The following is an 11,832-nucleotide window of genomic DNA, read 5'->3' as shown; positions in this document are numbered from 1 at the left end:
CTTATTTTACAGAATCTTTTACGAAAGTTCCCCAAGAGATGTTTGGTTTTCCCGGAACATATTCTTTTGCTTTTTCGATCGCTAATTTTGCTGCGTGTTCTACGATCCATGCAAAATTTTCTTCTCCTACAGAATTTTTGTCTGCATCCGGAGCCGGATTACAGAAGTCGATTGCATAAGGAATTCCGTCTCTTATGGCGAATTCTACCGTGTTGAAATCGTAGCCAAGCGCTTCGTTCATTTTGATGGTGTAGTCGTGAATTGTTTTTAATAATTTCTCCAGTTCTTCACCCTGCGTCTGATGTGTAGTTGCATATCTCAGATGATGAGGATTTCTCGGCTCATAAGGCATGATATGAACATATTTTTTGCCTAAACAGTAGACTCTGTAATAATCGTCAAAGATAATTTCTTCCTGAACCATCATAACCAACTGCTCAGTTTCGCTTAACTTCGACCAAAGATCTTCCGGATTTTCCACGCGGTATACGTTTCTCCATCCGCCTCCGTCATGCGGTTTCATATACGCAGGAAAACCTACATAGTCAAAAATATAATCCCAGTCGTGAGGGAATTTCAGGTTTCTGAAAGAGGTTTCTGAAGTGTTTGTCGGTCTTTCGTGAGACGGAAGCAAAACTGTTTTCGGAAGCGGAATTCCCAGTTTCGTCATTAAAGCGTTATTAAAAAACTTTTCGTCTGCGCTCCACCAGAAAGGATTGTTGATGACATAGGTTCCGTTCAATGCTGCATTTTTCAGGTACGCTCTGTAAAAAGGAACATCCTGCGAAATTCTGTCGATAATTACAGCATATCCGTAATCTGCACCCTGTTCAAGTTTATCAATATGTACAGGTTCTGCGATGATTTCTCCACCTCCCAATTCGTTAACTTTATCAATAAACGCCCAAGGAAACGTATCTTCCATACCGAATAGAATTCCTACTTTTTTTGCCATAAATGTATTTTTTAATGTTGTATTTTAATGTTAAATTTTAAATTATTTTTAAGAGAAAAAGGTTCCGATAAAAGTTGGGAAAACCATTCTCCAAAGCGGCCAGTCGTGATTAATCCACTTTCTTTCATCATACCAGAAATCAATACCTTTTGAAGCTAAAATTTCTGCCATTTCCACGTTTTTATCTTTGCAGATATCTTCATCCGAAGTGCTCAAAACAATATGCATATGTTTGTATTTCCATGCTTCATCATTTCTTACAAATTCACGCGGACAGTTGAAATAAACCAGCTCATCGGAATAGCCGTCCATAAAATTTCTAATGCTGAATGCTCCTGACAGACAGAACAGATGCGAGACAACGTCCGGAAAACGGAAAGCAAAATTAGCCGCATGATATCCTCCGAAACTTGCTCCCGCTACCGCAACGCGGTGCGTCTTATGAATTTTCTGAACGTAAGGAACAAATTCCTGAATCAGAAACTGAACATATTTTTCATAATTTTTAATCCTTTGCTGAGGAGAAATATTGTTGTCATAAAAACTCCATCCGTCTATGGTCTGAACATTGTAAAGTTTAACTTTTCCCTGCTCTATAAACCAATTGATGCTTCCGTTAAGATGAAAATCATGGTTTTGGGTATATTGTCCCTGTGAAGTCGGAAACATGATGATCGGGTAACCGTAATGTCCTGTAACTTCCACTTTAAGGCTTGTTCCTAATATATGTGAATAATAATCTGTATGCTCTATCTGTGGCATTTTTTTTTCGTATTTGGGTTTAATCAGTAAATTGATAATAAGGTCTGCCTTTCCATTCTCCCGATTTAATGATTTCTAAATTAGGGATTAAAAAAGGATTTTAGGGTAAACTTAATTTTATAAAATCAATAATTTCTTGATGTTAATTTCTCTGTTCAAATTATGACATAGGTTTGTCTTTCGGCGGAAGAATATTCAGTAATTCAGCATGAATTTTTTCTGCTGCCGTATCTAATCTTTCCTGTACGACTACCGAATCTTTCGATTTGTAAACGATTCCGACATGATAATCGATAGGCAGGAATTTTACAGCCTCCTCACATTCAAACTGATTGTAATCCGGCTCTTTGTCTTTAATTAAAGCGACAATAAGCCCTGAATAATATCCTGTAGGTTTAGAAACCTCATAGTTTTTTCCTCTTAATAAAGCATCTTCAATTTTCGCCCATTCTCTCCAGATATTGATGCTGCTCGATGCTTCCACAAGATCCGGAATATGCGCTCCACCCACTCTTGAAGAAGTTTCAAGAAAATAATATTTTCCGTCGTCTTTGCTGCGTATAAATTCTGTGTGAGTCGCTCCGTTAATCAGTCCGAAATTTGATAAAACTTTCGAATTTACCTCTTCAAGAGCCTTAAATTCATCAGAATATCTTCCGAGCGTTTTTGTTCTGAAAACGCCTCCTTCATGAGAAACCTGCATCGGCGGAGCCAAATATTTTGAGGCAGAAGTGAAAACAATTTCTTTATTAAAAGTAAGGCTGTCTACATGATACACATCTCCCGGTTTGAAGCTTTCCAGAAGAAACAGGTGACGTTCTTCACCTAAATTATCAAGCGCCTTCCAGAGATCTTCTTTGGAATTCAGTTTTTTAATTCCTGAAGCAGAGGCTTCGGAACGTGGCTTTAAAACCCACGGTGCAGGAACTTTTTCAACGAAATGATTAACCTCATCATTATTAAAAACTGCCGTAAATTCAGGAACATTAATTCCGGAATCTTTTGCTTTCTGTCGCATGGCAAGTTTATCCCTGAAATAGCGGTGCGTAGTCTGTCCCATCCCCGGAATTCTGAATGTTTCGCGGATAAGCGCAGCCTTTTCCACATCATAATCGTCCAGAGCAATAACGGCGTGTACTTTTCTGGTCTGCATGAGATGAGAAAATCCCTGAACGAGATGATCCAGATTCCAGACAGAAGGCTTTACCTCAGGCATGTAAAATACCTCATCAATGGCGTGCCACGGCCAGTTTTTTTCTTTAAGATTTTCGGATGTTACTAAAATAATTTTATTACCGAGTTTTTTCATTTCATCCATGAAATCATAACCCTTGTAATAGCACGAAATACATACTATTGTTTTCTCCTCCATACAATGTTTTTTAGTTTTTGATGAACTTTCAAAAATAAAAACGTTTTTTTATTAATTATTTAATGTTAAAAATTAAAATATTGTGCGCTTTTGAAAATTCTATTTCAATTATACAGAGAATTTTTGTAATAAACTAATTTTTAGTGATAATTTTCGATTAAATCGGCTAATAATTGCACTCCAAATCCCGTTGCTGCCTTTTCTTTGGCATAACCTACATTTCCGAACGCCACTCCGGCAATATCAAGATGCGCCCATTTAGGATGGTTTTCAATGAATTGTTCTAAAAATTTAGCCGCAATAATGCAATCTCCGATAGGTTTCATCGAAATATTCTTAATATCTGCCACATCCGACTTGATATCGTCTTTCCAGACATCCCAAAGCGGTAAATTCCAAAGTCTCTGATTGGTTTTATCGCCGGTTTTTATCAAAAGGTTTTTCAATTCTTCATTGTTGGAAAACAGAGCTCCGCACGTATCGCCAAACATTCTTACGGAACTTCCCGTAAGCGTGGCAAGGTCGATCAGAAAGTCAGTTTTGAAGTTTTTCGCCATATAAGAAAGTCCGTCGGCGAGAATCATTCTGCCTTCTGCATCGGTATTGAGAACCTCAATTGTTTTTCCATTGTAAGCCGTAATAACATCACTCGGAAGAAATGCATTTTCAGAAATAGCATTGTCGGTAATAGGTAAAATAGCAACAATATTAACCGGAAGCTGCATTTCTGCGGCATAAATCAGCGTTCCCAAAACGGCTGTTGCACCGCCCATGTCCGATTTCATATAATGCATATTGTCCGGATTTTTCAGAGAAATTCCTCCTGTGTCAAATAATACACATTTTCCGACCAAGCCGAAAGTGACTGCATTTTTAACATTGGTTTTGTATTCAATAATGGTGAACGCCGCGTCATAAGCACTTCCCTGATTAACTGAAAGATAAGCTCCCAGACCAAGTTCCTCACACTTTTTCCTGTTAAAAGAAGTATATTTTAAATCATATTTTTTAGCTAAATTTTTTAAATATAAACTGAAAGTATCCGGTTTTTTAAGATTGGCGGGCTTGTTCAGCCATTCCTGACAGGCGGTTTGTCCGTTGCTCAGTGCTTCAGCTTTTTTACTGATGGTGTCTAGTTTTTTCTGGCTTAAATTTTCAAAATGAAGCTCAAATTTAGCATTCCAGAACGCATGCGTTTTTTCGAAAGGATAATTATAGGTTCCCAATAATAAACCTTTTACAAATTCTTCAAATTGCTTCTCGTTCAAACAGTCGGCTATAACTAATGTCGGGACGGGCTGTACTTTTCCTTTCTGCGTCTGGGAAAATTTAACAGCAACCTGCTGAATTTCAAAATTCTGTAAAGTAGATTTTCCGATACCTATAAAATACATTATTCCTTCTTCATGGGCATTCACGAAAACTTCATGCTTTTTACCTGTAAAGAAAGTTGAAATGTTTTTATTGAAATTTTTGCTGGTTTTCGTCCATTCTTCTTCTGTGAAAAGATGAAAAACCTGCGTATAATTTTTATTTTTTTTGTTGATTAATTTCATAATTTAATTTTTAATGCTTTCCTGATGTGGTTTTACTTCCACCGGATTTTCTGTGTTGTTATAATAAAGCCATTCAATCGCTCTCGGAAATTCCTGCGACCAGTAAAATTCGCTGTGCGTACCTTCCGGATTGATGCTTGTTCTGAATTCAAAATCGAAAAGATTCTTTTTCTCCCAGCGCTTTAAATATTCTTCAAAAATGTGAATTCTTTTGACCATTTTCGAACCTTCCTGACCGCCTCCGTAAAGGTAGATTTTTGTTTTAAAAGGAACCCTGAAATTCATCATCGGGAAATTGTTGTTCGGTTCTACCCAAAGAGAAGGGGAGAAAATCAAAAGCTTAGAATAGACTTCAGGATAAAGAAACCCGCTGTAAATGCTGATCAGTGCGCCAAGAGAACTTCCTCCGATCCCGGTGTTGTCACGATCTCTTTTGGTGCGGTAAGTCTGGTCGACATAAGGTTTCAAAGTATCTGTAATGAAGCGGATGTATTTTTTACCTTCCGATCCGTTCGCGACATTGTCGTTATCAAAAATATATTCTTTAATCCTTTCTTCGCTTCCGTGTTCTACTGCAATGATGATGACATCTCCACGACCGTATTCTGAGAGAATGGAAAGTTTCTTATCGATTTCCCAGTTTCCGTAACCGCTTCCTTCATTAAATAAATTCTGTGCATCCTGAAGATACAGGACGGGATATTTTTTGTCTGAAACATAATAATCATAGGGTAGAAGAGCCCATACTTTTCTGTAACGGTCAAGTTGCGGAATATAAAATTCCTCCGAAATAATCTCGACAATCGGAAAATATTCATCCTTAAAAGGTCCCCAGTTCAATCGCCATTTCTCAACAATGTCCGATGTTTTTCCTGCTGCTTTTGAAGCTTTTTTATTAGGAGTAATGCTTCCGTACTTATCGAGTTCTACATTTTCCCAGCCTCCTTTTGTAAATTTATACTCTACAATATCCGGTAAAAGGGCATCATCAATTTCGATAAAATAATTTTGAGAGTCTTTTTGGATCAGTTGAAAGTTGTAGTCTTTCGGATTCCAATTGTTAAAATTTCCTGTGATGTAAACCGTTCGTTCATCACTTTCTGCTGTGTAAAGTTCAAACTTCATCCGTGTTTTTCGTAAAATTAAAGCCTAAATTTATAAAAAATCTTTTTAAGACAAATCATTTTAAAACGATAAACACTGAATAAAAAAGCGTTATATTTGATAGAAACAAGTACTGCAAAGAGTTTAACATAATAATTTATTCAAAATTTATTAATGATTATTGCAGATATTTTTTGTAGTTTCAAGAAAAATATAAAAATTAAATCAAAACCGTGATGAATTCGGTTAAAACATATACTCTTTTTACGGATCATGATGTTTATCTTTTCAAAGAAGGTAAGCATTATAAGCTGTATGATAAATTCGGCGCACATTCCGCTGAAAAAGATGGAGTAAAAGGAGTTTATTTTTCAGTCTGGGCTCCCAATGCCAAGAAAGTTTCGGTAATCGGAAATTTCAACAACTGGAACCATAAAGACCACATCCTATTTCCGAGATGGGACGAATCCGGAATCTGGGAAGGTTTCATTGCAGGTTTAACGTGGGGAACTTTGTACAAATATGCTATAGAAACACCGCGTGGAGAAATTTTAGAAAAAAGTGATCCTTATGCTTTGAGCTGGGAACAGAATCTTCAGGCTGCTTCATTGGTTTCCACCACTTGGTACGAATGGAAAGATAAAGACTGGCTGGAAAACCGCTGGAAAAAAAATACGTTAAATGCTCCGTTGTCTGTTTATGAACTGCATCTGGGCTCTTGGGTAAGAGAAGGAAATGATCCGAAAAAGTTTCTGAATTACCGCGATATCGGGAAAAAACTCGTTCCTTATATTAAAGAAATGGGCTTTACCCACGTAGAATTTATGCCGGTGATGGAATATCCTTACGATCCGAGTTGGGGATATCAGATTACAGGATTTTATGCAGCGACTTCACGTTTCGGTTCACCACAGGATTTAATGTCTTTGATTGATGAGCTTCACCAAAACGGAATCGGTGTGATTTTAGACTGGGTTCCTTCACATTTTCCGGGTGATGCAAACGGTTTGCACAGATTTGACGGTTCTTACCTGTACGAACATGAAGATCCCAGAAAAGGCTTTCATCCCGACTGGAAATCATACATTTTCAATTATGGAAGAAATGAAGTGAAATCTTTTCTGATTTCCAATGCGATGTTCTGGCTGGAACGGTATCATGCAGACGGATTGCGTGTAGATGCAGTAACTTCCATGCTTCACCTCGATTATTCCAGAAATGAAGGAGAATGGGAACCGAATATTTACGGAGGAAATGTAAATCTCGAAGCAAAAGCATTTTTGCAGGATTTTAATACCGCAGTTTATAAAGAATTCGGAGACAATATCATCACGATTGCGGAAGAAAGTTCAGATTTTCCTATGCTTACAAAGCCTGTTCATGACGGCGGAGTAGGTTTCGGAATGAAATGGATGATGGGATGGATGCACGATACGCTGGATTATTTTAAAGAAGAACACGAAAACAGAAAGTTTCATCATCATAAGCTTACCTTCGCTTCCATGTACATGTATAATGAAAATTACATGATGCCTTTGTCTCACGATGAAGTGGTACACGGAAAAGCGAGTCTCATTTATAAAATGAAGGGCGATGAATGGCAGAAATTTGCCAATCTTCGCGCACTGTATGTGTATATGTTTACGCATCCCGGAGCAAAACTGCTTTTTATGGGCGATGAATTCGGACAGACCAGTGAATGGAATTTTAAGCAGAGTCTGGATTGGCATTTACTGGAATATCCTGTTCATAAAGGTCTGCAGACATTGGTGAAAGATCTTAACCATCTTTACAGATACGAAACGGCTTTCTATGAAAATCAGTTCAGCAGAGATGGCTTTGAATGGGTGGAAGCAGATGATCTGGAGAATTCCGTGTATGTCTATTTGAGGAAAGGAAAGAAAAAAGATGATGTTTTTATGGTGATTCTCAATCTGAAGCCTGAAGTTCTGGATTATAAAATTGGGGTGAATGCAGCGAGTCATTGGGAGATTATTTTCAATTCTGATGATGAACGGTATTCGGGAAGCGGTTATAAGCCTGAAATTTTCAGTGAACAGTTTGAGGAATACATGAATCACCAGAAATCCATCAGCGTAAGTCTGCCGCCGCTTTCAGGAATTATTTTGAAAAGAAAAGATAAAAAGTACAATAAGCATAACAGAATCAAACAACACAAAAAGTAATGATTCAGTTATTAGAAATTTTAGGAAAAGACTATGAAAGTCCCAAGGATGTCATTATAAGGACGGATTTCGACAGTGAAACTCTGGAGTCGTTTTCGAAAGCCGGAATTAATGCTCCTGTAAGCGATGGAAAATTCAATGGAGATTTATATTTTTTTACTTTTAAAATTGAAAAATATAAAATAGAATTTCTAAGAAACAAGATTTGTGAGATCGATTTCATTGGAGATAAAAATAAAACTCTGGAAATCATAGATTATCTTAGAACAGTGAAAGATTTTGAGTTTAAGTTTATCAGCAAACAGCAGGTTGAAGAAACGGAATGGGAAATAATGGATGACAATACAGAAGAGGAGAGTTTCACGGAATTCAAGAGAAAGCGTTTTGAATTTGATCCTTCTTCCCAATTTGATGCGAATAATATAGATAAATACAGCTTTATGGCTTTTCGGTCAGATGATGTAAACATTATAATTAAAGAAGAGTTTACAGAAAACAGACCCTTTTTTGTATTTGAGATTTATAAATCCCCGAATATCGAAGATTTTAATTAAGATATAAATAATAAACGAGAGAGAAAAAATGATCATTTATCATCTAAGTACGGAATGTTATCCGGTAGCAAAAGTAGGCGGTTTGGCAGATGTAGTGGGAGCTTTACCAAAATATCAGAACAAAATTAAAGATATTGATGCGAAGGTGGTTATGCCTTGGTACAACAAATCTTTCGTGCATGATCATGAGTTTGACATAGTTTTTGATGGCTTCATTCACCAGGGATCAAATATGCTTCAGGTGCAGGTTTTAAAGGAAAAAACCAATGCTTTGGGCTTTGAGCTTTTTATGGTAAGAATTCCGGGGCTTTTGGATCGAGATAATCCTTACGGATATTCGGATGAAAGTTTTCAGTTTTTAGCTTTTCAGCACGGCACGCTTCATTGGCTGAGTGCGATGGGAATTCGACCGGATATTTTGCATTGTCATGACTATCACACAGGGTTAGTTCCTTTCATGATTGAGCATTGTCCTGAATTTTCATTTTTAAAAGGGGTGAAAACAATCGGAACAATCCACAATGGTGAATATCAGGGAATGATGAGCTGGGAAATGGCGAATTATATGCCGTCATTCGATCAGTATAAATGGGGATTGCTGGACTGGAACGGATTCATAAATCCTTTGGCAAGTATGATTAAATGTGCCAATGCTTTTACAACGGTTTCGCAGGGGTATCTTGAAGAACTTTTTGTAAGTTTCAGAGGTCTGGAAAGCCTTGTTCGTGATGAATTCGGGAAAGCCTACGGAATCATTAACGGAATTGATACGGAAGTCTGGAATCCGGAAACCGATCCGATGCTGGATTTTAATTTTAACGTTAAAAATGCCATTGCCCAGAAGAAAAAGAATAAAGAAAGACTTTGTAAAGAATACGGCTTGAAGCCGGAACTTCCGTTGTTTGCCTTCATCGGAAGATTTGCCACAGAGAAAGGAGCAGATTTTCTTCCCGATGTGGTCTGGAAAAGCATTAAGCAGAGTTATGGTGCTTTAAATATCATGATTTTAGGCTCAGGAAACGCTTACATTGAAAATAAACTGAAAGAATACGATTATATTTATTCCAATTTCGCTCTGGATCTTGGATATAAGGAACATCTTTCCCATAAAATATACGCTTCGGCGGACTTTTTGCTCATGCCGTCGAGAGTGGAACCATGCGGTCTTAACCAGATGTATTCCATGAGATACGGAACCGTTCCAATTGTGCGGTATACAGGAGGGTTAAGAGACACGGTAGAAGATATTTCTACCGGAGGAGCGGGAATTAATTTTACGTTTCCGGGAGTAGACGATATTATTCATGCAATGAACAGAGCCTTATTGGTTTACAATAAAAAAGGTGAAATGGAAAATTTAATCCGTGCCAATATGAATTTTGACTTCGCATGGGAAAAATCAGCCGAAAAATACATAGCTTTATATAAGAATTAAAATTTTGAAGAAACTGTATTTTCTATTTACAATAATAATTGTTTTTTCCTGTCATCAAAAAGAGGAAGCGATGATCCATAAAGACGGATACTATTGGTTTTTAACTTATGGATTTCCAGATTTTCAGAGAGAAGAACTTGAAAAAACAGTTAACAAGAAATGGAAAATAAAAACAGTAAGAGTTGCAGGATGTGAAGTTACCCAAGAATTGGTGGACAGTGTAAGATCTGAAAATGAAAAAACAGATCTAGCTCTTCAAAAAAGATATGGCAAAAACTGGAAAGATTTATATGATAAGGATATTCAGGATTATACAATGAAACAGGTAGATATCATGGATGTTTTAATCACCAATAAAGTATTCAGAAAAGAACTGGCTAAGCATAAGATTGAAATTGATGATCTGGATAAAGATGCTGAAGAGTTGGGCAGACCGGACTTTTATAAAGTAAATATTAACAAAATATATCCTGAAAACGGGATTGCATTTACAGTAAATGTAGATTTAAAAAACAGAACAGTAAACCTAATAAAATAAAACGCAAGATAAACTATGAATCGCAATGTAATTTCCATTGTTTTAGGAGGAGGTAGAGGAACCAGATTGTTCCCACTTACGTATTCAAGATCCAAACCGGCTGTACCCATCGCGGGAAAATACAGATTGGTGGATATTCCTATTTCCAACTGTTTAAATTCAGGATTAAATAAAATTCTGGTTCTAACGCAGTTCAATTCAGCTTCATTAAATTCCCATATCAAAAATTCTTATCATTTTGATATTTTCAGCAAAGGTTTCGTAGATATTTTGGCTGCGGAACAGAACGTTGAAAACGACAGTTGGTATCAGGGAACCGCAGATGCAGTTCGCCAGTCGATGAAGCACCTTGAAAAGTACGATTATGATTATATCCTGATTCTTTCAGGAGACCAGTTGTACCAGATGGATTTCAGGGAAATGCTGAATTTTCATATTGAAAAAGGCGGCGATGTAACCATTGCCACCATTCCGGTGAATGCAAAAGACGCTACAGGTTTCGGAATTTTAAGTTCCGATGACGAGGGCAATATCACTTCGTTTGTGGAAAAACCGGGATATGATCTTTTAGAAGGATTAAAATCTGAAGTTTCGGAAGAAAATAAACATGCCGGAAAAGAATATCTGGCTTCCATGGGAATTTATATCTTCACGAAAAGCATTTTGAAAAAGATGTTTGATGAAGGAGCAGGAGATGATTTCGGAAAAGATATCATTCCGAATTCCATCGGAAAATACACAACATTAAGCTATCAGTATGAAGGCTACTGGACGGATATTGGAACCATTGAATCCTTCTATGAAGCCAATCTCGATCTTTGTCAGGACTTCCCTAAGTTCAATTTATTTTCCTCTTCGCCTGTCTTTACACGCGCAAGAATGCTTCCGCCGTCAAAAGTAAACGGTTCTTACGTAAGCAAAGCTGTTTTCGGAGACGGATGTATCATTATGGCAGATAAAATTGAAAATTCTGTCATCGGAAACAGAACCCGAATAGACAAAGGAAGTACCATTGTAAATTCTTATGTGATGGGAGCCGATTTTTATCAGGATACCACAGAAATTGTGAAGAACGACAGAAACGGACAGCCAAATATGGGGATTGGGAAATATTGTTACATCGAAAAAGCAATTCTGGATAAAAACTGCTACATCGGGGATAATGTGAGAATTATTGGCGGAAAACATATTCAGGACGGAGATTACGGAACCCATTCTGTACAGGACGGAATTATCGTGGTGAAAAAAGGAGCCGTTATAAAACCGGGAACTCATATTGGATAGAAAAGTAGGGAAGTTTGAAATTTGAATTTTTTTGGAAGGTTTGATTTAATTAAAATTTTTAAAAATTAAACAGTCAAATAATAAAC

The 11,832-nt window shown here is 37.1% G+C and carries 10 protein-coding genes; 5 read left to right on the top strand and 5 right to left on the bottom strand.

The window, feature by feature from the left end; translation table 11 throughout:
• Position 1: 1 nt before the first annotated feature.
• From H6W52_RS14360 to H6W52_RS14340, 5 genes are all read right to left on the bottom strand, one after another.
• Positions 2-955, bottom strand: coding sequence for a RimK family alpha-L-glutamate ligase (locus H6W52_RS14360; protein ID WP_116098873.1), 954 nt, complete (start codon positions 953-955; stop codon positions 2-4).
• A gap of 48 nt (positions 956-1,003) precedes the next feature.
• Positions 1,004-1,717, bottom strand: a complete 714-nt coding sequence (locus tag H6W52_RS14355; RefSeq protein WP_116098874.1) for an alpha/beta hydrolase-fold protein — start codon at positions 1,715-1,717, stop codon at positions 1,004-1,006.
• Between the two features lie 160 nt (positions 1,718-1,877).
• Positions 1,878-3,089 (bottom strand): acetyl-CoA carboxylase biotin carboxylase subunit family protein, encoded by a 1,212-nt coding sequence (locus H6W52_RS14350; protein WP_116098875.1) that lies wholly within the window; start codon positions 3,087-3,089, stop codon positions 1,878-1,880.
• Positions 3,090-3,229: 140 nt separating this feature from the next.
• Entirely contained in the window at positions 3,230-4,645 is a 1,416-nt protein-coding gene (locus tag H6W52_RS14345) for a M17 family metallopeptidase (protein WP_116098876.1), read from the bottom strand.
• Positions 4,646-4,648: 3 nt separating this feature from the next.
• On the bottom strand, positions 4,649-5,770 hold the full coding sequence (locus H6W52_RS14340; protein ID WP_116098877.1) for an alpha/beta hydrolase: 1,122 nt from the start codon (positions 5,768-5,770) through the stop codon (positions 4,649-4,651).
• Positions 5,771-5,985: 215 nt separating this feature from the next.
• On the opposite strand from H6W52_RS14340, the gene glgB reads away from it, so the two are divergent.
• The 5 genes from glgB to H6W52_RS14315 are packed head-to-tail and all read left to right on the top strand — an operon-like array spanning position 5,986 to position 11,746.
• Positions 5,986-7,935: a 1,4-alpha-glucan branching protein GlgB gene (gene glgB / locus H6W52_RS14335; protein WP_185144424.1), complete on the top strand. Its 1,950-nt coding sequence runs from the start codon at positions 5,986-5,988 to the stop codon at positions 7,933-7,935.
• The gene (locus H6W52_RS14330; RefSeq protein ID WP_116098879.1) at positions 7,935-8,489 is read left to right on the top strand and encodes a hypothetical protein; all 555 of its coding nucleotides are present in this window, start codon (positions 7,935-7,937) and stop codon (positions 8,487-8,489) included. Before glgB ends, H6W52_RS14330 begins: the two co-directional genes overlap by 1 nt.
• 28 nt (positions 8,490-8,517) lie before the next feature.
• On the top strand, positions 8,518-9,924 hold the full coding sequence (locus H6W52_RS14325; protein ID WP_116098880.1) for a glycogen synthase: 1,407 nt from the start codon (positions 8,518-8,520) through the stop codon (positions 9,922-9,924).
• 4 nt (positions 9,925-9,928) lie between these two features.
• Positions 9,929-10,462, top strand: coding sequence for a hypothetical protein (locus H6W52_RS14320; RefSeq protein WP_123891988.1), 534 nt, complete (start codon positions 9,929-9,931; stop codon positions 10,460-10,462).
• 15 nt (positions 10,463-10,477) lie between these two features.
• On the top strand, positions 10,478-11,746 hold the full coding sequence (locus tag H6W52_RS14315; protein WP_087710421.1) for a glucose-1-phosphate adenylyltransferase: 1,269 nt from the start codon (positions 10,478-10,480) through the stop codon (positions 11,744-11,746).
• Positions 11,747-11,832: the final 86 nt, after the last annotated feature.

The sequence above is a fragment of the Chryseobacterium sp. C2(2020) genome (assembly GCF_014218915.1).
Lineage (GTDB): Bacteria > Bacteroidota > Bacteroidia > Flavobacteriales > Weeksellaceae > Chryseobacterium > Chryseobacterium mucoviscidosis.
This window is presented reverse-complemented; position numbering and strand designations above follow the sequence as displayed.

Bases quoted from the DNA above. Each gene is read 5' to 3' on its own strand.
- H6W52_RS14325 (WP_116098880.1), top strand. From the start codon at position 8,518: ATGATCATTTATCATCTAAGTACGGAATGTTATCCGGTAGCAAAAGTA.
- H6W52_RS14355 (WP_116098874.1), bottom strand. From the start codon at position 1,717: ATGCCACAGATAGAGCATACAGATTATTATTCACATATATTAGGAACA.
- H6W52_RS14345 (WP_116098876.1), bottom strand. From the start codon at position 4,645: ATGAAATTAATCAACAAAAAAAATAAAAATTATACGCAGGTTTTTCAT.
- H6W52_RS14340 (WP_116098877.1), bottom strand. From the start codon at position 5,770: ATGAAGTTTGAACTTTACACAGCAGAAAGTGATGAACGAACGGTTTAC.
- H6W52_RS14350 (WP_116098875.1), bottom strand. From the start codon at position 3,089: ATGGAGGAGAAAACAATAGTATGTATTTCGTGCTATTACAAGGGTTAT.
- H6W52_RS14315 (WP_087710421.1), top strand. From the start codon at position 10,478: ATGAATCGCAATGTAATTTCCATTGTTTTAGGAGGAGGTAGAGGAACC.
- glgB (WP_185144424.1), top strand. From the start codon at position 5,986: ATGAATTCGGTTAAAACATATACTCTTTTTACGGATCATGATGTTTAT.
- H6W52_RS14360 (WP_116098873.1), bottom strand. From the start codon at position 955: ATGGCAAAAAAAGTAGGAATTCTATTCGGTATGGAAGATACGTTTCCT.
- H6W52_RS14330 (WP_116098879.1), top strand. From the start codon at position 7,935: ATGATTCAGTTATTAGAAATTTTAGGAAAAGACTATGAAAGTCCCAAG.